24 protein-coding genes and 2 tRNA genes are annotated in these 20229 nt (G+C 51.2%); 8 read left to right on the forward strand and 18 right to left on the reverse strand.

From position 1 onward, the window contains the following. Window position 1: 1 nt before the first annotated feature. The gene (locus ACOJUN_RS04585) at window positions 2-1849 is read right to left on the reverse strand and encodes a phage terminase large subunit family protein (RefSeq protein ID WP_422135495.1); all 1848 of its coding nucleotides are present in this window, start codon (window positions 1847-1849) and stop codon (window positions 2-4) included. Between the two features lie 20 nt (window positions 1850-1869). Here ACOJUN_RS04585 and ACOJUN_RS04590 point away from each other — a divergent pair, with 20 nt between their 5' ends. Continuing rightward, a complete protein-coding gene (locus ACOJUN_RS04590) occupies window positions 1870-2130 on the forward strand; it encodes an HNH endonuclease (RefSeq protein WP_422135496.1) in 261 nt (86 codons plus the stop codon). Here the strand turns inward: ACOJUN_RS04590 and ACOJUN_RS04595 are convergent. After that, a complete protein-coding gene (locus ACOJUN_RS04595) occupies window positions 2127-2615 on the reverse strand; it encodes a hypothetical protein (protein WP_422135497.1) in 489 nt (162 codons plus the stop codon). The genes ACOJUN_RS04590 and ACOJUN_RS04595 overlap by 4 nt on opposite strands. 152 nt (window positions 2616-2767) lie before the next feature. Here ACOJUN_RS04595 and ACOJUN_RS04600 point away from each other — a divergent pair, with 152 nt between their 5' ends. Both ACOJUN_RS04600 and ACOJUN_RS04605 read left to right on the forward strand, forming a co-directional pair. Beyond that, window positions 2768-2941: a DUF6900 domain-containing protein gene (locus ACOJUN_RS04600; RefSeq protein ID WP_422135498.1), complete on the forward strand. Its 174-nt coding sequence runs from the start codon at window positions 2768-2770 to the stop codon at window positions 2939-2941. A 19-nt stretch (window positions 2942-2960) separates the two neighbouring features. Then, the gene (locus tag ACOJUN_RS04605; RefSeq protein ID WP_422135499.1) at window positions 2961-3440 is read left to right on the forward strand and encodes a DUF3489 domain-containing protein; all 480 of its coding nucleotides are present in this window, start codon (window positions 2961-2963) and stop codon (window positions 3438-3440) included. Between the two features lie 394 nt (window positions 3441-3834). Here ACOJUN_RS04605 and ACOJUN_RS04610 read toward each other — a convergent pair whose 3' ends face one another. The 12 genes from ACOJUN_RS04610 to ACOJUN_RS04665 form a co-directional block, all read right to left on the reverse strand. Next, window positions 3835-4203 (reverse strand): 3TM-type holin, encoded by a 369-nt coding sequence (locus ACOJUN_RS04610; RefSeq protein ID WP_422135500.1) that lies wholly within the window; start codon window positions 4201-4203, stop codon window positions 3835-3837. Beyond that, window positions 4200-4643, reverse strand: coding sequence for an N-acetylmuramoyl-L-alanine amidase (locus ACOJUN_RS04615; protein WP_422135501.1), 444 nt, complete (start codon window positions 4641-4643; stop codon window positions 4200-4202). The genes ACOJUN_RS04610 and ACOJUN_RS04615 overlap by 4 nt, the downstream gene beginning before the upstream one ends. A gap of 16 nt (window positions 4644-4659) precedes the next feature. Further along, the gene (locus ACOJUN_RS04620; protein WP_257276409.1) at window positions 4660-4935 is read right to left on the reverse strand and encodes a flagellin; all 276 of its coding nucleotides are present in this window, start codon (window positions 4933-4935) and stop codon (window positions 4660-4662) included. Beyond that, window positions 4901-6178, reverse strand: a complete 1278-nt coding sequence (locus ACOJUN_RS04625) for a site-specific DNA-methyltransferase (RefSeq protein ID WP_422135502.1) — start codon at window positions 6176-6178, stop codon at window positions 4901-4903. The genes ACOJUN_RS04620 and ACOJUN_RS04625 overlap by 35 nt, the downstream gene beginning before the upstream one ends. Window positions 6179-6363: 185 nt before the next feature. Then, on the reverse strand, window positions 6364-6744 hold the full coding sequence (locus ACOJUN_RS04630) for a DUF6362 family protein (RefSeq protein ID WP_422135503.1): 381 nt from the start codon (window positions 6742-6744) through the stop codon (window positions 6364-6366). Between the two features lie 302 nt (window positions 6745-7046). Continuing rightward, complete coding sequence (locus ACOJUN_RS04635; RefSeq protein WP_422135504.1) at window positions 7047-9155, reverse strand: AAA family ATPase; 2109 nt, start codon at window positions 9153-9155, stop codon at window positions 7047-7049. Window positions 9156-9205: 50 nt separating this feature from the next. Then, window positions 9206-9859, reverse strand: a complete 654-nt coding sequence (locus ACOJUN_RS04640) for a hypothetical protein (protein WP_422135505.1) — start codon at window positions 9857-9859, stop codon at window positions 9206-9208. 2 nt (window positions 9860-9861) lie between these two features. Beyond that, entirely contained in the window at window positions 9862-10704 is an 843-nt protein-coding gene (locus ACOJUN_RS04645; protein WP_422135506.1) for an ATP-binding protein, read from the reverse strand. Further along, window positions 10701-11168: a hypothetical protein gene (locus ACOJUN_RS04650; RefSeq protein ID WP_422135507.1), complete on the reverse strand. Its 468-nt coding sequence runs from the start codon at window positions 11166-11168 to the stop codon at window positions 10701-10703. Before ACOJUN_RS04650 ends, ACOJUN_RS04645 begins: the two co-directional genes overlap by 4 nt. Continuing rightward, window positions 11165-11434 carry a helix-turn-helix domain-containing protein gene (locus tag ACOJUN_RS04655; RefSeq protein ID WP_317144893.1) on the reverse strand — a complete coding sequence of 90 codons (270 nt, stop codon included), beginning with the start codon at window positions 11432-11434 and terminating at the stop codon, window positions 11165-11167. Before ACOJUN_RS04655 ends, ACOJUN_RS04650 begins: the two co-directional genes overlap by 4 nt. Before the next feature lie 165 nt (window positions 11435-11599). Continuing rightward, window positions 11600-12535 carry a hypothetical protein gene (locus tag ACOJUN_RS04660; protein WP_422135508.1) on the reverse strand — a complete coding sequence of 312 codons (936 nt, stop codon included), beginning with the start codon at window positions 12533-12535 and terminating at the stop codon, window positions 11600-11602. Continuing rightward, window positions 12513-13691 carry a hypothetical protein gene (locus tag ACOJUN_RS04665; RefSeq protein ID WP_422135509.1) on the reverse strand — a complete coding sequence of 393 codons (1179 nt, stop codon included), beginning with the start codon at window positions 13689-13691 and terminating at the stop codon, window positions 12513-12515. Before ACOJUN_RS04665 ends, ACOJUN_RS04660 begins: the two co-directional genes overlap by 23 nt. 217 nt (window positions 13692-13908) lie before the next feature. Between ACOJUN_RS04665 and ACOJUN_RS04670 the strand changes: the two genes are divergently transcribed. From ACOJUN_RS04670 to ACOJUN_RS04685, 4 genes are read left to right on the forward strand one after another with little or no spacing between them, the layout of a single operon-like run. After that, on the forward strand, window positions 13909-14112 hold the full coding sequence (locus ACOJUN_RS04670) for a hypothetical protein (RefSeq protein WP_422135510.1): 204 nt from the start codon (window positions 13909-13911) through the stop codon (window positions 14110-14112). Then, window positions 14102-14581: a DUF2924 domain-containing protein gene (locus ACOJUN_RS04675; RefSeq protein ID WP_422135511.1), complete on the forward strand. Its 480-nt coding sequence runs from the start codon at window positions 14102-14104 to the stop codon at window positions 14579-14581. The genes ACOJUN_RS04670 and ACOJUN_RS04675 overlap by 11 nt, the downstream gene beginning before the upstream one ends. After that, window positions 14568-15911 carry a recombinase family protein gene (locus tag ACOJUN_RS04680; protein WP_422135512.1) on the forward strand — a complete coding sequence of 448 codons (1344 nt, stop codon included), beginning with the start codon at window positions 14568-14570 and terminating at the stop codon, window positions 15909-15911. Before ACOJUN_RS04675 ends, ACOJUN_RS04680 begins: the two co-directional genes overlap by 14 nt. Continuing rightward, the gene (locus tag ACOJUN_RS04685; protein ID WP_422135513.1) at window positions 15902-16327 is read left to right on the forward strand and encodes a hypothetical protein; all 426 of its coding nucleotides are present in this window, start codon (window positions 15902-15904) and stop codon (window positions 16325-16327) included. Before ACOJUN_RS04680 ends, ACOJUN_RS04685 begins: the two co-directional genes overlap by 10 nt. A 348-nt stretch (window positions 16328-16675) precedes the next feature. Here ACOJUN_RS04685 and ACOJUN_RS04690 read toward each other — a convergent pair. From ACOJUN_RS04690 to rmuC, 4 genes are all read right to left on the reverse strand, one after another. After that, window positions 16676-16752, reverse strand: a tRNA-Arg gene (locus ACOJUN_RS04690). 19 nt (window positions 16753-16771) lie between these two features. Next, window positions 16772-16859 (reverse strand) — tRNA-Ser (locus ACOJUN_RS04695). Between the two features lie 103 nt (window positions 16860-16962). Further along, a complete protein-coding gene (locus ACOJUN_RS04700; RefSeq protein ID WP_422135514.1) occupies window positions 16963-17796 on the reverse strand; it encodes an SDR family oxidoreductase in 834 nt (277 codons plus the stop codon). A gap of 218 nt (window positions 17797-18014) precedes the next feature. Further along, window positions 18015-19505, reverse strand: a complete 1491-nt coding sequence (gene rmuC, locus ACOJUN_RS04705) for a DNA recombination protein RmuC (RefSeq protein ID WP_422135515.1) — start codon at window positions 19503-19505, stop codon at window positions 18015-18017. 160 nt (window positions 19506-19665) lie between these two features. Here rmuC and ACOJUN_RS04710 point away from each other — a divergent pair, with 160 nt between their 5' ends. After that, window positions 19666-20223 carry a DUF1415 domain-containing protein gene (locus ACOJUN_RS04710; protein WP_422135516.1) on the forward strand — a complete coding sequence of 186 codons (558 nt, stop codon included), beginning with the start codon at window positions 19666-19668 and terminating at the stop codon, window positions 20221-20223. The last annotated feature ends 6 nt before the right edge of the window (window positions 20224-20229 follow it).

The following is a 20229-nucleotide window of genomic DNA, read 5'->3' on the forward strand; positions in this document are numbered from 1 at the left end:
GTTATCCATTCAGGTAGCTGCTGCGAGAAAATCGTCGGGATCGGGCTTGAGTCAGAGCGTCTGGTTCAGACGCTTCTACCCTAATTTCTGGCTCAGGACGTTGAGCAGCCAACTGCTCCAGATCCAATCCACGGTGTTGCTGCAGAATACGCACCGCCGTCAGGGCATAGACCCGACAGTCCAAAGCTTCATTCCGCTTCTTGCGGGCATCCCATTCAAAATAAGCGACCCCGTGTTTGTATTTGCGCACCTTTTCTTCTGCGGTTGCTTGCTCAAAGTAGTCTTCGTCAAAGCAGTCCTTAACCGGCCAGTGGCAGTAACCTGCGCCAGGCTCCAGAATTCTGTAACGCTGATAGATCAGTTCTTTGGCCGTGTCGGTGCCCACCAGAGTCAGGTAGACGCCTTTCTTATTGCGAGTTTTCGGGAAGGTGGCGATGGGTTTACCAGACTGGGAAGCCCCCTTGATTGGAATCAGCCAGTCGGTCCCCTGCTTACGGGAAAAGGCATACACCTCATCGGTAAAGTGACCACCGGAGTCCATACAAATCTGGGCGAGGTTCATCAATACCCCATCCTGCCGCCGATAAGTCGTCCTCAGTTTATCTGCCAGAATCTTCCAGATTTCCGGGCGACTCAGATCGCCATAGAGCCGGATGTAATCAATAGACCAGCTCTCTTCACCGGCACCCCAGCCCACTACTTCACACTCCACCCGGTCATCTTGAACATCGATACCGCAGGTCAGCACTTCTACTGGCCAAGGTACTTCAGCAACATAGTGCTCACGACGCTGGTAAAGTAATTCGTAATCGACGGTTTCTCCGGCTTCCTGCCAGGTCTGGCCCAACACGGTATTGGTCCAGTCTTTCAAGAGAACCGGATCATCTTTGGCCGCCAGAAAATCTGCCACGGCATCTTTCCAGCTGTACCAGCCATTAGGGCTGTACAGTGAATTCAGATGGTAGCCCCGTATTTTGCCGTCACTCTCTGGATTCTGAGGCTCCCACTGCCCATTCTCCAGTAATTTGGGTTTGTCATGTTCCTGCATTTGGTTCTGACACTGGATGCATTCAAAACAAGCCGTTTCCGGGTTCTGGTTTTCAAACTTTATTTGCTGCCACTCAATAGGCTGCATGTGCCCACAGTTCAAACAAGGCACGTAGTATTGCCGCTGGTCGCTGGCCTGATAGGCCGATTCAACCTTGCTGGCCCCGGCAATATTGGGTGTCGACACCATCAGGATTTTTCGATTACGGGAAAACGTCGCTGTACGTTTAATCGCCAGGTTGATAGGGCTGCCTTCCCCATCTACATCGTCTTCGTAGGCATCCACTTCATCCAGAAACAGAAAGCGGGCAGGCATGGAACGTAAGCCCGTGGCGGAGTTGGCTCCGGTGATGATCAATACACCGTTAGGGAACTCCTTCACCATCTGAGTATTACCAGAATCCCGGGAACGAGGGTCTTTCACCCGCTCCCGCAAAATCGGCATCTCTTCAATCATCGGCGCTATGAGCTGCTTGGAGGTTCTCTTGGCCATATCCAACGTCGGCAGCACATACATCATGGGACCGGGCGTATGATGGATCACATAGCCCAGCCAATTATTGCCACATTCGGTGCCACCGACCTGTGCACCTTTCATAAAAACGACACGTTCCACATCCGAAGAGGGTGACAGACAATCCATAATTTCTTTGAGGTAAGGCGTCCGAGCGGTTCGCCAGCGACCGGCCTCTTTGGCCGCTTTCATGGGCAGAATGCGGTATTCATCGGCCCACTCTGAAACGGTCAGTCGTGTGTCAGGTTTCAGGCCTGCAAAAAAACCGTCAATATAAGGGCTGGACATAAGAAAAAAGGACTCTATCCATGGCTAAGTCACAACTCCAAAGATTGCTCTGGTTGCAGGGAAACAAGTGCTTCTACTGTAAAAAGTCACTCAAACCCGCTGATGCCAGTATTGATCATGTCATGCCCAAAAGTCTGGGGGGTAAGGATATAGTCGAAAACAAGGTGGTCTGCTGTAAAACCGTAAACCAGCTATTTGCCGACATGCCAATGAAAGAGAAACTGCGATGCCTGATTCAGTGGGAAGGAGTGCTACCCTGTCCCAAGCCACCCAGTGATTAAATACTACTCAGCTCGGAAAGGATTGCTTCAAGTTCATCCATCAACAGTTGACGTACTTTGCGAGGATCGGTTTCTGCCGCCAGGACATCCGCCTGTCGGTCCGGGATGCCTAACAAAGCATCCCTCAGCATTCTTCCCGCCCGGTAAGCATCTTCACGCACCTTGCTGGCTTCGGTGAGCTTTCCGGCCTTTTCCTCATACTCCATCTTCGCCATCTTGGCTCTGAAAGCTTCCCGCATGGTGCGAGCCGTAACGAAATCCACCGCCTGTCTTGAATCAGTGGGGGCCACTGGCAAGTGGTCTTGGGAAGCAGGTTTCCTCAGCACAGTCGAGGGCTCAGCCTGGGCCTGGATCGCCTTCAGGGCCTCATCCGGATTGACCTTGCCCTTCTGCAGACGAATCTTGCCGGACTTGACCAATTTGGCCACATATTGGCGGCTCCAGCCTTGACGTTTGGCGAATTCCGATTGCGAGATGAGTGTCATAGCGATTTGTATAACCTCCCCTGTCCCGCCGTGGCCGGATACGCCTCCTACTTCTACAACCTATTGATTATTAATAGTTTTTTCCTTGATAACCACCGGTTATGGAGCCTTACTGTACATAACGCAAACAAGCATCAAAAAGGAAACAGGCCATGAATAAGAAGACCGAACAAGCCCTGGAAAACATCGCCCAAAAGACCCTGCTAATGGACACCCTCAAAACCCGAAACACTTCGGAAGACTTCGAGGAAGTCGCCGTCTGGCAAGTCAAAAAGGCTTTGGAACAGGCTTATCAATTGGGCCTGAAACAAGGCCAAAAACAATAACCCCAAAAGGAGAAGCACCATGAAAACGACAAAACTCACTGCTACCCAAGAGACTGTTCTGAAGCAAGCCGCTGAGACAGGAACCCTTGACGCTAACAAGCTCACCCTGAAAGGAGGTGCCCGGAAAAAAGTGCTGGACAGTCTGACCAGCAAAGGCTTTCTGATCCCCATGAAAAAGGCTGACACCTACGACATCAGCCCCCAGGGCAAGACAGCCATCGGCCTTACGGTAGACGACCAACCTGCCCGGAAAGGCAAGATCCGCACCGGTACCAAACTCCACAGGGTGATTGAGCTGCTGAGCCGACCCGAGGGCGCTGAGATCCACGAAATCATGCGCGAGACCGGATGGCAACAGCACACGGTTCGCGGCACTCTGGCCGGAGCCTTAAAAAAACGACTGGGACTGACCATTGAATCGGAGAAGCCTGAAGGCAAGGATCGCATTTACCGGATCACCGCCGGACTGGAAGCGCTCTTTCAGGGTGAGACTGCATAAGTAACCGCTCTCGCATTGCAAGGCGGCTGGCTGACGGCCGCTATTGCTCCATTCTACTGGCCATTGAACTCAAGTTTTAGTGGCACCTCAGAGCTGTCAACCAGGTTGACAACCTTGGCCGCAAAGGCTGACAGTTTGGTTGACAAAATCCCTGGCTGGTTGACACCGGAAAGCCCCGCCATTACTGGGCTTAAGCCCAACCTGTCAACCTGAGTGTCAACCCCGATTTTCACTCTGTCGCTGGTGCTATTCCGCGCTGATGCATACCCGCACTAGAAGACGCCTCCCAGGGACCCCGGAACAGCCGTCAGAAGACGCTTATCAAGCGTTCTCTTCGATCCCGAGACGCTCCCTGCATTTAAAAAGAAACGCTCAGAGCGGCTTAAATTAAGCCTCAGCCTTTCCATGTTCTTGTCACTTTCTCCAGCCCACGGCTGGCAATGTATCCGCCAATACCCAACTGAATAATATTGAACAGTTTCAGTTCCACTGCCTCAGTAAGATTTGGTGCTGACCAACCCATCCAGCGACACACGACTAATGCCGTAAAGACCAGCATCACCATGGGTCTCCAGTTCCTTTGCAGCCAGCTTTCACCCTGAGCTTCGGCTTTAACAACGCCAGCCTTTTGCTTCAGTTCATTCAGCTCACCGTTGAGCAGCATCTTGCTCAGTTCAGCTCTGGCTTCCCTGGCTTTGTTCGCATCAGGAAAAAGCTTATCGATGACCTTTCCTATCACCGGGATGGCAGCCACCAGACTCACCGTTTGCCCCCCAGCAGTCCTTCCTGTCTGAGCCACTGGTGCACATCAAAGTTGGGACAGGTCTTCACCTTACTAAAGTGATGATGACCATGCACGACAGCGTTTGAATAAATAGCTTGATGGCCAGCCACCAGAAGCTTCAGCATTCGCTTCTGTTCCGGAGTGAAGTTATCTTCTGGCTCATTGTGTTCATTCAGGCCACCCACCAAGCAGATGCCAACACTCTCATGATTGTGGTATTTGACATGAGCACCCCAGTCTTCAATAGGGCGACCCTGCTTGACGGAACCGTCCCGCTCAATTACCCAGTGATAACCAATATCCAGAAAGGCCCGTTCCATGGTGTGCCAGCGTTTGATGTCTTCAAAAGTAACGTGTTGGTTAGCTCGGGTGTCCGAGCAATGAACGACGATGTAATTGGTTTCCTTACGCTTGCCCATTACTCATCCCCTGAGTTTATGTTTTAAGAAAGTAAGCCAACAGGCCAATAGCAGCGGTCAGCACGATCCAACCGAAGCGTTCGATATAGCCCAGCATCACACCCCGGCGACTGGCCTGAAACTCCAGTTTTCGGATGCGTTTCTCCTGCTCGTCCAGGCGTTCATCCTGACGGGTGAGGTTGTTGGTCTGGTGAGTGATTCGTTCCTCGATCATGGACAAACGGGAAACGGCATCGCTCAGTTTGTCGAGTTTGGAATCAATCTGATCCAGTCGCCTTGAAAGTTCTTCCATGTCTTTCTTCTCTGGTTTGTTCAAAGGTCAGATGATTGGATTCAAGATAGGCTTCCTTGCCTGTGTACTCCTCCCATCGACGCACAATGACATCCACGTATTTGGGGTCCAGTTCGGTGAGCCGGGCACTGCGGTGTGACTTTTCGCAGGCAATCAGTGTGGAGCCGGAACCGCCAAACAGATCCAGCACAATGTCGTGGGTCTTGGAAGAGTTGCGAACAGCTCGCTCTACCAGCTCCACGGGTTTCATAGTGGGATGAAGGTCATTCCTGGCAGGCTTGCTGAAGAACCAGACATCACCCTGATCTCTGGCTCCACACCAGAAATGTTCATTGCCTTCCTTCCAGCCGTAGAGGATTGGCTCGTACTGCCGTTGATAATCTGAACGACCCAGGGTGAAAGTATTCTTGGCCCAGATGATAAACGTGGACCACTTGCCACCGGCTTCCCGGAAAGCTTTCTGGAGCGTATCCAGCTCAGACGACGACATGCAGATATAAATCGCCCCCTTGCAGACCCCTATCAGGTTGGTCATGGCGGCCAGCAGGAAAGCGTGGAACTCAGAGCCGAGATTATCGTTTTTGATCCGGCGATCTTTTTTGGCTTGGGTGTTTTTCTCAGGGTTAGCGTAGTCAACGTTGTAAGGTGGATCGGTGAACACCATATCCGCCAGCTGGCCTGCCATCAGGGTTTCCACATCGGCCTGTTCGGTAGCACTGCCGCACAGCACCCGATGGCTTCCCAAAATCCAGACATCACCCAGCTGGCTGACGGGATGCTCTTCCGGTTCAGGAATTTCATCATCATCGGTCTGCCCTTCAGGCTCGTCCACCAGCAACAGACCTTCCAACTCCTCATCGGAAAAGCCCATCAGATCCAGGTCAAAATCCAGAGCATCCAGTTCTGCCAGTTCCTGCTTGAGCAGTTCTTCGTCCCAGCCTGAGTTGGCCGTGATCTGGTTGTCGGCTATGACCAGCGCTCGGCGCTGGGTTTCACTCAAGTGCCCCAGCACAATCACCGGCACAGTTTCCATGCCCAGCTGCTTCGCCGCCATCAAACGACCATGACCGGCTACGATAACATCGTCACTGCCCACCAGCACCGGATTGACAAACCCGAACTCCTCGATTGACCGGGCAATCTGGTCCACCTGCTCATCGGAGTGAGTCCGGGCATTGTTGGCGTAGGGCACCAGGGTGGCGACGGTGCGATGTTCTATGGCTTCGACAAGGATTCTGGACATGGTTCTTCCGTGATTTCCAGACGTAAAAAAACCTCAGACCGGGGAGGTGTGAGGTTCAGGTGCACTTCGCTTCGAGCTTAGCGTTAATTCTTGTCAAATTTGGCGAAAGTGTCCAATCCTCCATATACGGACTTTAAGCGACAACGACAGACAAACACCTCTTTAAACACTCTACATGGGTCAAATTACCCTGAATTTTTTTGTAAAATGTGGATAGAAATCCGGTTTATGGCCTTGCACCAGTGCCCATAGGCTGTTTTTCGATTCACCCCGAGGTCGTCAGCAATCACTCGCCAGGGCAATCCCGAAGCACGAAGCCAGATCAGCTTGCGTTCCTCCTCGCTGACCCATCGCAACCAGCGCATACACTTCACCATGCGATCCACTTCGTCTTCCGAGGGCTCAGGCAGTCTCAGGATTTTGTTTTCTCCCTGGTAGACCTCCCAGCGGTTGGGATTACTCTCCGGCCAGAAAGCGGAGTACCGGAGATTAATACCTGACGACACTCGTCGTGCCACCAGCCAGGCTTCCCGATAGCGATGGGCCAGTTCATCCTTGCACTCCATGACTTCAGCTCCTGTGGTTTTGTTATACAGGCGAGGCCGACCTGAAGGAGGCTCGCCTGTATATATTTATATATACGGTGTTGTTGAATTCTGAAAACTAGAAAATATTGCTTAATAAACAATCACTTACAAACTTCGGATTCCAGAATTCGGAAAACCTGAGTTGAATTCTAAAAAGCCTGCATAACCGTTTGAAATCCTTTTAAAAATAAGTTCTCAACCAGATTTCAATTTTTTTGAATTCTGCGAATTCTGAAATCTGGCCGAATTCTGAAAGGCCATTTTCAGTCGGTTTCTGACTTCTACAGGGCGTCCTGGTAAACCCACACATCCGGATTTTCGACAGGCAGCAATGTGCCGGTATTGGGGCATTTGAAATCCGTTGGCCTGATGCTGCACAATGCCTCGCCATCCACGCCATAGGCCATGCCATCAACACATAAATACCCCAGTTTGCTGCGCTTTGGAGCAGGCAAATTATACTCGTCATAATCCCGGAAAAACTTGATATAACCTTTGGTAGCCAGCACCTGAATTCGATCATAGATGGTCGTTTTGCCACCCAGGCCCAGCTGGTTTTCAAACTGCTCAGAGAACTGGTTAACGGTGAACACCCTGCCTTTCAGTGCTTCCTGGTAGAGCAGGTTGACGATCACTTCCCGCTTCCTGATGCGCTCTGCATCGTGCTTCTTGCCTAACTCTTCACCCGCCAGACGCATACTGTTGGGAGGTGCTTCCCGCCATTGTCCATCTCTTTTGATGATCCTCTGAGCTTTGGGTGAAGGGCCGTTTCTCAGCTCGTAATAGAGCATTCGTTCAGGCTCCAGCTCTTCCGGCCTGAACAGCAACATCCCGGAGGTGTAGTAACCTCTTAGGCTGCCAGCCCCGGAAAGCGCCTGAAAAGGATCTTCCTCAAGCTGTCGTTTACTCATCTTTCGGGTGTGGTGAACGAGCACTATGCCTGCGTCCGGGTTAACGATATCCCGCAGTTGCTCCACTCGCTCCTTGAGAAAAAACAGCATAGCGTTGTTATCATTTTCGCTGCTGCCGTCCGGCCCCGGATCGAACACATTCCTGATGGGGTCAATAACAATGACATCAGGTCCTTCAGAAAAAGCCTGCTGAATCGCTCTGGCGATGATGGGCAAGCCCACCGCATTAAGGATCAGTTTTAACCGGGCTGTCATCACCAGGTTCTCTCGAACCCGGTTAAGCTGGAAGTCCTTGAGGGGTAATTGCTTCACCCGCTCACGCAGATAGTGGTATTGCACCTCGGCCTGTAGATAGAACACCTTCAGGGGACGACTGGGGCGCATATCCAGGAAGGTCAAGCCTGCCGACATATGCGCGAGAAGGTTAAGCAGGAAGTCACTCTTGCCTACCTTCGGAGCACCACCCAACACCAACATGCCACCAGGCGTCAATATCCTCGGAGACAGCAAATCCTCTGGCATGGGGGATTCATCATCCAGCAACTCACCAAAACGATAGACGGGTACAGACTCCTTGATCGTCTTTCGTCGTGTGGTAATCATCCATTGACGAATATCGAATGCCTCTGCCACAGCATCTGCTGCGTCCCACTTCTCAGGTTGCTGCTCAGGTGGTTTTAAGATAATGACGGAGGCCGCCCCCGCATCAGAAATAGCCTGTGCGGCCTGCTGGGCGTAAAGCAATCCAGCCTCATCATGGTCGGGCCACACCAGCACTCGTTTGTTTTTAAGGGGAGACCAGTCCGTTTTATCCGGTGGAGCCTTGGCACCGTTCATGGCAGTCGTAGCACAATAGCCAGTATCAATCAGTGCCTGAGCTGCTTTCTCACCCTCCACCAGCAGTACTTCGTCCGCTACCTTGATGCCCGGCTGGTTATAAAGCGGTCTCGGATTGGGAGCTTTGGTTTTACGGGTCTTCACGTCCCAGGGTCTGAACTCCTTTCCATCCGGTGTGTCATAACGGTAAACACAGGCGATCAAATTGCCTTCGGCATCGTGGTAGTCCCACTTGCCTGTGTGATGACCCAAGTCTTCATATTCTTCCTGGTGGCTAACCGAAGCTGGTGGCGTGAATGACGGCATGCCGAGCCACTCCGCCATGAGCTCTATGATTTCTGGAAAGTCCCTTTGAGCATCAAGAGACTGATGCGCCGCAGTCAGACTGATAATGTCACCGCCTTCACCGCTTTCAAAGTCGTGCCAAAGTCCACTGCCCAGCTCCACTTCCAGGCTCTTGCCCTTCTTGCCCTGGACGTTGCCCAATACAAACTTCTGACCTCGTTTTTTGCCATTGGGAAAGAGCCAGGCCAGGTACTCTGGCATTCGTTCCTGAATACGACGCTTAACGTCTTCTGCATCCCGTTTCTGTGTCGTGCCCTGCTCTTGGGCATCGTTAAAATCAAGCCATTCGTTTTTCATTGTCACAGTCCCTGTAGGGAAAAGCCCACCCGCAGGTGGGCGTGAGGGCCTTAATCCCACTGGTTGTTGTAGCTTTCAGCCGGGTGAGGCGCTGAGTCCGGAGGACTGTAGAGCTGGGATTGCAGTTGAGCCTGAGGGTGGCCACCCAGCTGATTAGCAGGTGGATTCCCCTGAGGAGCAACCTGACCAAACATCAACTGGGCATATTGCTTGTGCTCCGGTGTGATGGCCTGCTTGATGACATTTTTGGGCTCGTCATACTGATCCTTTTCAGTACTAATTTTGGCGACGAACTCAATACCATCCAGCTCTGACAACGATTTCAACTGTCGGGCTTTATAAGCCGGTGGACTGTTATCCTCGGCCTTGATATTGCGGGCGGATTGCAAAACACCCCGGACAAAAGACCGGCCCATGTTTTCCCACTCCGGACCTTTGGGGCTGTGCATCCCGATCAGTGACCAAATCTTGCGCCTGGCGTACTGGCCTTCCAGCACCGTGAACTCGGCATTGAGGTAGATGGCTCCGGTATCGCCACAAGTGGCGTAACCACCGGTCCAGCCCATTTCGGGCTTGTCGTAGCCTCCCGGCTTAAGGGTCATACGTACCTTGACCAAGGTGCCTGAAGGAATGACATCGTAGCTGCCCTGATCGGTAGCATCGTTAAAGTCGTTCCAGCGTGTCATGGCTCTTTGTTGGCTCATGGTTATTTCTCCGTTCCTTGAGGTTGAGTTTCAAACTGGACAGGCTGTCTTGAACCGGTACGGATCTTAGTAAACAGCTGTCCGAGGTGGGGCGGCTCGTATACATCCAAACGACCGCTGCGATCCTTGGCCGGGTAGCCGTAAGGGTTAAGGGTTTGGCAGACAAACGTGCGACGCAGGTTGCCCTCTTCATCGGGCAGACTACCCAGGGTGATCACTTGGTCAACGATGCCGGGAAGCTCCAGACCGGTTTTACTGCCTTCAATCTGTGGCTGGTGGAGCTTGCGGTTAAAGTCGTCCACCCGCTCCTCGAGGATGGCGACAAAGACCACATTCTTACCCCTTGCATGTTGCAGGTGGGTCAGGGCTGCAATCATCTCCTGACCGTGGAGGCCATAAGCGCCCCGAGTATCCGGCTTGCCGGTTTTTTCGGAGAACGCCTGGGGCTGGCCTTTGCACCACTGGAAGCAGAGCCTTCCCAACACTGTGATGGAATCTATGAAGTAGGTGTCGTACTTCTCCAGGGATTGAGGATCACCATACTTACGACATACCGCTTCATAGTGGGCTTTCGAGTACACCTGATCATCCCGAAGCGCTGGATTAGGTCCTGCCAGATAGACGGCAAAGTTACGGAACTCCGGCCAGGTGGCTGGACGCAGGGTGTCGCCGGGCCACTCTTGCACCGCCAGATCGCCTGCTTCCAGATCCACAAACAAAGTGGTGTCCGGATTGAGACTCAGCAGCTGGGTGGTTTTACCCACCCCACTGTTGCCCAGCAGCACGCACTTGATGCCCTTATGCTCCTCGCTGCGCTGGTCTGCATTGAGAATGGGAAGGCTCATTTCACACCTCCCACCAGCCGGTAAGTGCAACGACCTGGCTTCACTTGCAAGGCTGGCTCGAAGGATCGACGAATCTCTTGGGGCCAGAGATCAAACTTCTCCTGAGGCACCGAGTAGTGAACATCCAGAAACTCAGATGGGTCTTCACCCTGTTCCTGAATGCGCTGGGCGATGGTCTTTAGTTTCTGCTGATCCCAGCTGACTTCTCTGGGCAAATCCACCAGCACACGCGTTCCTTCGTCATCAAAACTGATGGTTCCGAAGTCCTGCTGCAACTGAGCTCGAACCTGGGAAGCCTTGTAGACATACTTGTAGGCGATCACTGACTCCAGCCAGTCTTTTTGCAGCTGGAGTTGCGCCAGGGCTTTATCCGTATCCCTGACCAGCGTCGCCAACTCCGCTCCGGAACGAGCTGCCAGTTCTGCGATTCCCATATTCTGGATGTTTTCCAGCTCACTGCTCATGACTCACCCTCCTGTTCCATCACCGGTGAGCCCACTGCGTTATAGAGCCGGGATTGCTCGTACTCCAGAACATCCGACAGGCGATACAGGATTCTGGCTCCGATCCGCATAAAGCGGGGACCGGTGCCGTCCTGACGCATTCTGGCCAGAGACTTGATGCTGATATTGAGGCGTTTGGACAGCTGGAGTGAGTCCAGATGAACCACCTGATTTTCAGGTGTAGGACAAAGTGTAGGAGCAACGGCTCCCGGTAGTGTGTCTTGCATGATGACCTCCGTGCTTTTCGTGTTCATGCAAGACTGATAGTGGGGGAGTTACTGTAGGAGAAGTGTAGGAGCTGTAGGAGAAACTGTAGGAGGAGGTTTTTTGCTGAAATTAATGCAAAAAAAACCGGCTCATTGGCCGGTATTAATGTCATTGTGATTTATTGATCAAGCTTCAGATGTTTGAAACATCTCCAGTTCTTCAAAAGCCTTTAACCAACATCGTCCTGAAGCTCCTGGCTCGTAGCCGATAAAATCTCTCCAGCGAGGTTCCTTGTGGAAGAACTGGCTAAGATTACTGGAACTGGACTCTTCCAGGAGTAACTGGGTCAGAATTCGAGGAGCCCCTCTTTTACCGGCCTGCACCAACTGATCCACCAGCTGGCAACGGGCTGGCCCACCTTTCAGTAGCCAGGGATCAAGGCCCAACACTCTCAGTATCCCGTTATGCTCATCCCAGATAATGCCTTCCCGCTCCAGTCGTGCCTGATCCGGATCAACATACGAAAGAAAGCGATTATAGTCGACAGCGACCGGACCTTTTGGCAATAACTCACCCAGAGGCAGCAACTGAAACCCAGGAGGTAAAATCATATAGCGGGACTTGGGCTTTTGGCTGGAAATCACTACACAGGAGGATAAGGATTGAGCAAACAAACAGTCAGCAATGTCATCAAAATTCGGGTTCAGCTCTCGAACCAGTAATACAGTGACGCCTTTGATCTCTCCCAGCTTCCAGACCCGGTCATCCAGTATGGGTTCTGCCTGATCCAGATTGAGCTTTTCAGCCAACCATTCCGGGAACCACTCCATTCGGAATTTGTACATCCTTAATTCATCGTCCGTGACCTTGTGGCAGCCGTTGTAATAGTAGACAAACTCATCCTTGACCCTGTGCACCTGGCGATAGCCGTCCTGCAAGTCATCAGGATAATCCACCATGATCAGCCGGTCATCGGCAGGGCCTTTCGGGATAAAAGCATTATTGCCAATGATGTCTTGCCAGCACTCAGGGTAATAGAACTTCAGCTCACTGATTCGCTCTCTATCCGTAGCTGCCTCAAAACAACTTTGTAAAAAATCAAACGCTTGTCGCTTCATCATCCTTGTCCTCCAGAAGAACCCCCATCTGCACCAGCAGATCATGATTCAAGTAGCGTTCTCGTTGAGACAGATCCCGTAATGAACAACCGTTGGGGGCTCTCAACTTAACCGTGATCGTTTCTTTCGGCAGGCTGCCCACAGCTTCACAAAGGAATGCCAGAGTCACGCCCCGAATATGGAGCCTGTTCGGATTCAGAAGGTTGATCCCAAGGTCTTCGATGGTTTGATAGGCATCCTTGTCAAAGAATTTTCTTGAAGTGGCTTTTAAGATCGCACCACCCCGCCCGGGCAATGTCTGAATGTCAATATTCTTGACTGTCACTTCCATGACTCCGTGCTTAAGATCAAAGCTATCTTCAAAATCAGGTCGCTGGCGAAAGATCTCGAGGTTGATCTGCCTAAGCTTCAGCTTTTCAGGGCTGTCTTCCTGTTCCAGAACCGACTCACAGAAGGCTTTCTTCAGCAGATTACGAATGGCTACCTGTTCTGCGTAGAGCTCAATAACACCGGTCTCCGGCTCATACGTCACTGCGTACTCGCGAGCGGGGTGGATGGTTTCCAGTACTACATCCTTGCCTTCTTCATCGAGCACTTCAAAGCTGACCGGTAAGCCTTCCCGGTAAATCATGAACTGCAACACAGTGACCAACCCCTGATGATCACTATGACGCTGTCGCTTCTGCCGCCTGATCACCAGCTTGTCATTGTTGAACTGATCTCTGAGCTTCTGCACAAAGTCAGTCAGATCAACGTCTTTATCCAGAGGCACCGGAGTGGGAAGGTAATAGCCATCCCACATGCGACCATGATGTCTGTGATACTCCACATAGCGGATCTCTTCGGCTTTCCTGAAGTCGCTTTCATTCGCTGCCAGAAGCCGAAGGGCATTGTCGTATGGATTGCTGGTGAAATTATGAGATAAGTCACTCATAACCTGTTGTCCGACCTCACAGGCCAGATCAACAATCCGGATAGCCACATACTCCAAACGAGCCTGGTCTTGCTCATCCAGCGTCAGAATATTTTTGTAGACTTCTTTGGGAGTAATGATGCGGGTCGTACCCGGAGAGACGGCGTTGAGGTCAATCTTGCACAGTTCAAAAAAGGTATCTGACTCCAGATCAGCGCCTTGCAGTACTTGTTGGACTGCTTTCATACTGGCTCCTTGCCATGGCGTGAGTTAACCCTTAACTTCGTACGGATTAAACACTGTATAAATAATCAGCTATTCGGTCAATAGAGTACATTCAAAGACAGGGATAACAGATAGCAGATCGGAGGGTACAAACGGGGTCAAATTGCCCTTTTACAAAGGCTTCAGAGCTTCCGACAATAATCAATAAATCCGCACCACCCAGGGATGGGAGCCGACCATGAACAAAACCCCATCAAGCCACCAGCCGCACCCCAATACCCTGGCTATCTGCCAGATTCTGGCTGTCGGTATTGAACGTCGCCATATGAAGCAGCAAGAGCGGGAAAACACCGAAAGAGAGAAAGATAACTGGACTAATGCCGGAACCAGAGCCTGTATGTCTCATAGGGTTCAACGACAGGAGTCCAACAATGAAGAATGAATTATCGGAACAGTCAAGCCTGGCGGCCAAGGTAGCTGCCATTCAGAAGATGTCCACCAAGGCACTGCTGGAACTCTGGCCAAAGCTCTATGGCACCAAAGCCCCCAGGCTCAATAAACGACTGCTGCGACAGAGATTGGCCTTCCGGGTTCAGGAGCTGGAACTGGGCAGCCTTTCCGAGAAGCACAAGAAACAATTACAGCGACTGCAAAAGCCATCGACTAAAGACAAAGCTGTGCCCAAGGCCAGGGTCAATAAGCCACCAGCAGGTACCCGGATTGTTAAGGAGTATGAAGGTGAAACCCACGAGGTGATTGTCACCAGGGAAGGTTTCGAATACCGGGGCCAGATATACCGGAGCCTTTCCGGGATCGCCAAGCTGATTACTGGAAGTCACTGGTCTGGGCCGGTGTTCTTCGGACTGAAGGGTAGCAGCCATGAGCGGGGAAAAAGCCATGGGCAGAAATAAAAGCAAGATTAAGGATCTCAAGCGCTGTGCAGTCTATAGCCGCAAGTCTTCGGAAGAAGGTCTGGAGCAGGAGTTCAATTCACTCCACGCCCAAAGGGAAGCGGGTGAAGCGTATATCACTTCCCAGAAACAGGAAGGCTGGATTCTGGTTCCGGACGAATACGACGATGGCGGCTTTTCTGGTGGCAATATGGAACGGCCTGCGCTTCAGCGACTGATGCAAGATGTGGAAGCCGGAAAGATTGATGTGGTGGTGGTTTATAAAGTGGATCGTCTCTCAAGGTCGCTGGCTGACTTCGCCCGGCTGGTGGAGGTGTTCGACAAGCATCAGGTGTCATTTGTCGCCGTCACCCAGCAGTTTAATACCACCAGCAGCATGGGACGACTGACGCTTAATATTCTCCTATCCTTTGCCCAATTTGAACGGGAAGTGACTGGGGAAAGAATCAGGGACAAGTTCCTGCTCTCCAAAAAGAAAGGCAAGTGGATGGGAGGGACGCCACCGCTGGGTTATGACGTGGTGGATCGCAAGCTGGTCCCTAATGAGGGGGAAGCAGTAATTATCCGGGAGATCTTCAAGACTTTTATTGAAACCCGCTCTCAGATTGAAACCGCTGAACGGATTAATGAGATGGGCTTTCGAACCAAACGACTGCCGCGCAAGGGTGGCCAAGTCGCCGGTAGCAAAAAGTTCACTCGCACTGCCATATACAAGCTGCTGAAGAGCCGCCTCTATAAAGGTGAGATCGGACACAAGGGTGAATGGTACCCGGGTGAGCATAAAGCCCTCATCAAACCGGAGGTCTGGGCGAGGGCGGAGGCCATTCTCCAGGGCAACAGCTCGACCCGGCAGTCAGACAGCCGACACCGCAACACACGTTCCTTTCTGCGGGGTTTTCTGTTCGGTCCTGAACAGGAAGCCCTGATCCCCACGGCCAGCCGCAGCAAGGGCAAACTGCACCGTTACTACGTCAGTAGCACGGCCCGGAAGCATGGTCATAAACACTCGCCCCTGCCTACCCTCCCAGCCAGAGAAATCGAGTTTCTGGTGGTTGAACACCTCCGGGATTTACTCAAGCAACCAGAGATCATTTTCACCACCTGGCAGATGCTGACGGATCAAGACACGTTCAATGAAGATCAGGTTCGAGAAGCCCTGAACGATCTGTCGGACATCTGGAACCTGCTGTTCCCGGAAGAACAGCGCCGTTTAATGAAACTACTGGTCAGTCGTATAGACGTCCACCAGCAGGGCATTGAGATTCGCTTCCACCAGGAAGGGATACCCACCATTACCCATGAGCTACAAGGAGAAGTGACATGGCCATAAAAGTAACCGGCAAGGCGACCCGCACCTACCTCGAAGACGAGAACTGCATTCTGGTGCATATCCCCATTAAGTTCATCAACCGCAAGGGCAAGAGCCAGATCACCACACCGGATGGTCGTCCGGCACTGGAAGAGGTCGACCCGGCTTTGAGGAATGCTCTGGTCAGGGCGCACCGATGGTTGAAGGCATTGGAAACAGGGAAAGAACAGCATCTGAAAGTGCTGGCTAAAAAGGAAGGAATCAACAGCGAAAGCTATGCTTCGAAAATCCTCCGGCTGACCACCCTGTCGCCAGAGATTCAGGAAGCCATTATTGATGGTCGCAACCTGGGAGGTTTGGTACTGGCTGATTTTATGAAGCCTTTTCCACTCTTGTGGTCGGAGCAGAAGAAGGCATTGGGTATACCAGAGGATTGATGTACTCCCTCCTTTTTACCCCTCGATTTTTAATCATAAAGTTCGCCGACCGTCCCCCACACATATCGCTAATAAAGTGCAAACCCAACACCCGTACAAACAACCTGAAACCACTGATAACCAACTGTTTTTAAAGGGAAAATCAAAGTACGCACACGAATTTTGAAAAGTGCGGATTTAAGAGAAGAGAAAGAGAAAAAGGCCCCAAAATGGCCAAAAATGGGGATTTTTACGGTTTTTGCCAGTGCGGAAATTAGACGACCAAAAAATAATAAAAGGCGAGACAGGCAGGACGAAACTCATCCCCATAACGACAAAAAGCCCTATAAAAATAGGGCTTTCTGAAGATGGCGCGCTCGGTAGGATTCGAACCTACGACCGCCTGGTTCGTAGCCAGGTACTCTATCCAGCTGAGCTACGAGCGCGTAATACTAAATTGTTCACTGGCGGTGAGGGAGGGATTCGAACCCTCGATACGTTTCCGTATACACACTTTCCAGGCGTGCTCCTTCGGCCACTCGGACACCTCACCATTGTTGTCGCCCGCATCTGTTGCTGCGAACGGAGCCGTACTTTATAGCAGGACCGTCTGAAAGGCAAAGCCAAAATGCACTTTTTTTCTACTTTTAGGACAATTAATTAACTGTTAAACGGCTAAGTCCGAACTTGCGTCTGAGAATAGCCTCAAACCATGAAACAGGCAGACATCTTTTGAGCCCGGGCAGCGCCCTACTGCCATTGCCCACTCTTAAAATGCCCTGCTGGCTTGATGACTCCAGCCATGCAGCAATCTCTGATGCTACTTTTTTGGCAGGGGTGGGCCTATCCTGAGAGGCATTCGCTCGTGCTCTGACTCCCTCTTCGATAGGAAAATACAGAGAGCCTTCTGAAAAAACCCGGTCAAGAGCTTCATTGGCATTCTCTGCAAAACGGGATTTGATGGCTCCGGGCAATACGGTCAGAACTCTTATGCCAAACGGCTGAAGCTCCATCCTCATAGCATCTGAAAAGGCGTTGAAGGCAGCTTTTGAAGCACAGTAAAGCCCTGAGAAGGGCGTGGTAACTTCTCCTGAAACACTGCCAATATTAATGATTGTTCCTTCCTTATTAGTGCACATTTCCTTGATAACTTTATTGGCTAACAACACCGGAGCAAATACATTGGTCTCAAATTGCTTCAGAAGTTCTTCTCTGGGTAACTCAGCCACTGCTCCCATTCCGCCATAGCCTGCATTATTGATCAGAACATCCAGCTTACCTTCTTCATCCTGAATCTCTGCCAGTATCCTGCCAACCTGGTCTTCATCGGTAACATCCAACTCTGCTGTCCTGATACTTTTATCTGACAGATGTCTGATTGATTCCAGCTTTCTTGCTGTGGCCCAGACCCTATAACCCCTCTGATCCAACTCCAGGGCCAACGCCAGACCAATGCCGGATGAACAGCCGGTAATCAGTACATTTTTCATTGCTTCACTCCATAAACCGGGGCTTCTGGTCTATTAAACGGCTGTCGGCCACAGGAAAACAATCATCTCGGGCAGGTCATCTATAACAACTTGATGTCATGACCGAACAAGCCTGTCTGGTCGTGCCTGCAAACTTCCAGCTTAAGGAATATGAACAGTTGCAGACATTGGGCATTTTCGAATCCGGTGTCGATGCAGAAAACCGATAAACAGTTTCATCAAAGTTCATCACCCTGAATAGATTGCTGATCAGACTCAATGACTCTATCGCTTCCCAGGTCAGCTGTTTCCAGCGTCTGTCTGGGCAGCTCTTTTTTAACACGCACTCCCAGGGTTAGGAACTGATCCGCCTGAGATATCAGATTCCCCCGACCATGCTTCAAGTTTCCCATAGCGTCATCATAAGTGCTTCTGGCACTGGTCAGTTGTTGATCCAGCTTTTCCATCTTTTCAACAAAAACACGAAGTTTGTCGTACACCTGACGAGCCTTGTCAGCCAGTTTTCGGGCATTGGCATTCTGTCTTTCTATCGTCCAGAGATTAGACACTGTCCTGAGCGTGGCCAGCAGCGTGGTGGGTGTCACAACCACAATACGCTTCTCAAAAGCCTCATTGAATAGTTGCTGGTCATGCTGGAAGGCCACCATGAAAGCGGGTTCAACAGGCATGAACATAAAGACGAAGTCAGGAGCTTTAACCTCTGGCAGCGAGGGATAATCTTTTTCGTTAAGACTCCGGATGTGATTCCGGATGCTTTGTATATGTCGCTTCAGAGCAACTTCACGCTCAGCATCGGTTTCGGCATTAACATAACTCAGATAGTCCACCAGCGAAACTTTGGAGTCAATGATCAGATGCTTTTGTTCCGGTAGATAGACGATAAAGTCAGGCCGCTTGTTCTGGCCTTCTTCATCCTTGAAATTGGCTTCCCGCTCGAACTCCTGCCCTCTAATCAGGCCACTGCTTTCCAGAATCTTTGCAACCTGCAATTCCCCCCAGTTGCCCTGCAACTTTTTATCACCTTTAAGGGCTCTGGCAAGGTTGCCTGCTTCATTGGTGATCTTCTGGTTCAGATTATGCAGAGTTTCCAGCTGTTGTTTGAGCGCAGCGCGACCTTCATTATCCGCTTTTCTGGCTTCTTCGACCTTGTTGCGAAACTCACCCAGTTGTTCTTTAAAAGGTTTTAGCAGATTTTCCAGACCTGCCTGATGCTGCTGTGAAACCGATTGACTCTTGGCTTCCAGAATCTCGTTAGCCAGATTGCCAAATTCTTCCTTGAGCGCCTGTTTATTGTCTTCCAGCTGCCGCAATGACTTTTCATTTTGCAACTGCTGCTCCTCCAACCTGACCTTCAGCTCCCTGACCTGCTTTTCTGCACTGAACCGGGCCTCCTGCTCATCCTGCTGTTTAAGCAGACCTTTCCTGAGCAGCTCTTCCTTTTCTTCAGCTCTGCGCTTTTCATTACTCAACAGAGTTTCCAGTTTTCCTTTTAAAATGTGCAGGTCACGATTGTCCTGTTGCAGCTTTTCTCTCGCAATGGAATGCTGTTCCTGCTCTGCGACAAGTTCAGAAATTCTGTGATCCTGCTGCTGCATTTGTGCAGCCAGCTTTGCCAATTCGGCAGCCGCTCTCTGTCTGGCAAACAGCCAGGATAATGCAGAACAGATCAGGACCAAAAGAATGGCCACAGCCATTTCACTTGCAGACATGCACGCTCTCTCATCAGCACAGGTTAGATAATTACTGGTCAACATTACGGTATTTTTACTGAAATCAACAGCGCAGCACTCTTGTCTATCCCTGCCACTTTCGTGCTCCGAAACGCGCTTTCTGCCATACTTCGTAACACATTAACCCGGACTTCACCTTATGAGTAAAGAGATTGAAGCAGTCAGCCAGTGGCTTAAAGAGGTAGTGATCGGCCTGGATCTCTGCCCCTTTGCGGCCTGGCCAGAGCAGCACAACCAGATTCGTATCACCCTCTCAAGGGATACCTCGGAAGAAGCCCTGCTGGAGACGTTGCAGTCTGAACTGACGCTGGCCGCCGAAACACCGGCCAGTGAACTGGAAACCACCCTGATTGTCATTCCGGACATGCTTCAGGATTTTGATGACTATAACCAGTTTCTACATCATGTGGATGCCCTGCTTCGCGGCTTCCACTGGGAAGGTCAGTTCCAGATAGCTAGTTTTCACCCAAACTACTGCTTCGCCGATACCGACCCGGATGATGATGAGAACCTGACCAACCGCTCACCCTACCCTCTTCTGCATATTATCCGGGAAGACAGTCTTGAAAAGGCCCTGGCCAGCCACCCGGACCCCGATGGCATTCCCGATAGAAATATTAAACAGATGAATAACCTGACTGCCGATGAGAAATTAAAGTTGTTTCCTTATCTTTTTGTTCGCAAAACTTGCTCTTAGACTTGC

This window comes from Endozoicomonas sp. ALD040, assembly GCF_049275945.1.
Taxonomy (GTDB): Bacteria; Pseudomonadota; Gammaproteobacteria; order Pseudomonadales; family Endozoicomonadaceae; genus Endozoicomonas_A.

Excerpts from the sequence above, each read along its gene's own strand:
- ACOJUN_RS04585 (WP_422135495.1), bottom strand. The coding sequence starts at position 1,849 with ATGTCCAGCCCTTATATTGACGGTTTTTTTGCAGGCCTGAAACCTGAC.
- ACOJUN_RS04590 (WP_422135496.1), top strand. The coding sequence starts at position 1,870 with ATGGCTAAGTCACAACTCCAAAGATTGCTCTGGTTGCAGGGAAACAAG.
- ACOJUN_RS04595 (WP_422135497.1), bottom strand. The coding sequence starts at position 2,615 with ATGACACTCATCTCGCAATCGGAATTCGCCAAACGTCAAGGCTGGAGC.
- ACOJUN_RS04600 (WP_422135498.1), top strand. The coding sequence starts at position 2,768 with ATGAATAAGAAGACCGAACAAGCCCTGGAAAACATCGCCCAAAAGACC.
- ACOJUN_RS04605 (WP_422135499.1), top strand. The coding sequence starts at position 2,961 with ATGAAAACGACAAAACTCACTGCTACCCAAGAGACTGTTCTGAAGCAA.
- ACOJUN_RS04615 (WP_422135501.1), bottom strand. The coding sequence starts at position 4,643 with ATGGGCAAGCGTAAGGAAACCAATTACATCGTCGTTCATTGCTCGGAC.
- ACOJUN_RS04620 (WP_257276409.1), bottom strand. The coding sequence starts at position 4,935 with ATGGAAGAACTTTCAAGGCGACTGGATCAGATTGATTCCAAACTCGAC.
- ACOJUN_RS04625 (WP_422135502.1), bottom strand. The coding sequence starts at position 6,178 with ATGTCCAGAATCCTTGTCGAAGCCATAGAACATCGCACCGTCGCCACC.
- ACOJUN_RS04630 (WP_422135503.1), bottom strand. The coding sequence starts at position 6,744 with ATGGAGTGCAAGGATGAACTGGCCCATCGCTATCGGGAAGCCTGGCTG.
- ACOJUN_RS04635 (WP_422135504.1), bottom strand. The coding sequence starts at position 9,155 with ATGAAAAACGAATGGCTTGATTTTAACGATGCCCAAGAGCAGGGCACG.
- ACOJUN_RS04640 (WP_422135505.1), bottom strand. The coding sequence starts at position 9,859 with ATGAGCCAACAAAGAGCCATGACACGCTGGAACGACTTTAACGATGCT.
- ACOJUN_RS04645 (WP_422135506.1), bottom strand. The coding sequence starts at position 10,704 with ATGAGCCTTCCCATTCTCAATGCAGACCAGCGCAGCGAGGAGCATAAG.
- ACOJUN_RS04650 (WP_422135507.1), bottom strand. The coding sequence starts at position 11,168 with ATGAGCAGTGAGCTGGAAAACATCCAGAATATGGGAATCGCAGAACTG.
- ACOJUN_RS04655 (WP_317144893.1), bottom strand. The coding sequence starts at position 11,434 with ATGCAAGACACACTACCGGGAGCCGTTGCTCCTACACTTTGTCCTACA.
- ACOJUN_RS04660 (WP_422135508.1), bottom strand. The coding sequence starts at position 12,535 with ATGATGAAGCGACAAGCGTTTGATTTTTTACAAAGTTGTTTTGAGGCA.
- ACOJUN_RS04665 (WP_422135509.1), bottom strand. The coding sequence starts at position 13,691 with ATGAAAGCAGTCCAACAAGTACTGCAAGGCGCTGATCTGGAGTCAGAT.
- ACOJUN_RS04670 (WP_422135510.1), top strand. The coding sequence starts at position 13,909 with ATGAACAAAACCCCATCAAGCCACCAGCCGCACCCCAATACCCTGGCT.
- ACOJUN_RS04675 (WP_422135511.1), top strand. The coding sequence starts at position 14,102 with ATGAAGAATGAATTATCGGAACAGTCAAGCCTGGCGGCCAAGGTAGCT.
- ACOJUN_RS04680 (WP_422135512.1), top strand. The coding sequence starts at position 14,568 with ATGGGCAGAAATAAAAGCAAGATTAAGGATCTCAAGCGCTGTGCAGTC.
- ACOJUN_RS04685 (WP_422135513.1), top strand. The coding sequence starts at position 15,902 with ATGGCCATAAAAGTAACCGGCAAGGCGACCCGCACCTACCTCGAAGAC.
- ACOJUN_RS04700 (WP_422135514.1), bottom strand. The coding sequence starts at position 17,796 with ATGAAAAATGTACTGATTACCGGCTGTTCATCCGGCATTGGTCTGGCG.
- rmuC (WP_422135515.1), bottom strand. The coding sequence starts at position 19,505 with ATGTCTGCAAGTGAAATGGCTGTGGCCATTCTTTTGGTCCTGATCTGT.
- ACOJUN_RS04710 (WP_422135516.1), top strand. The coding sequence starts at position 19,666 with ATGAGTAAAGAGATTGAAGCAGTCAGCCAGTGGCTTAAAGAGGTAGTG.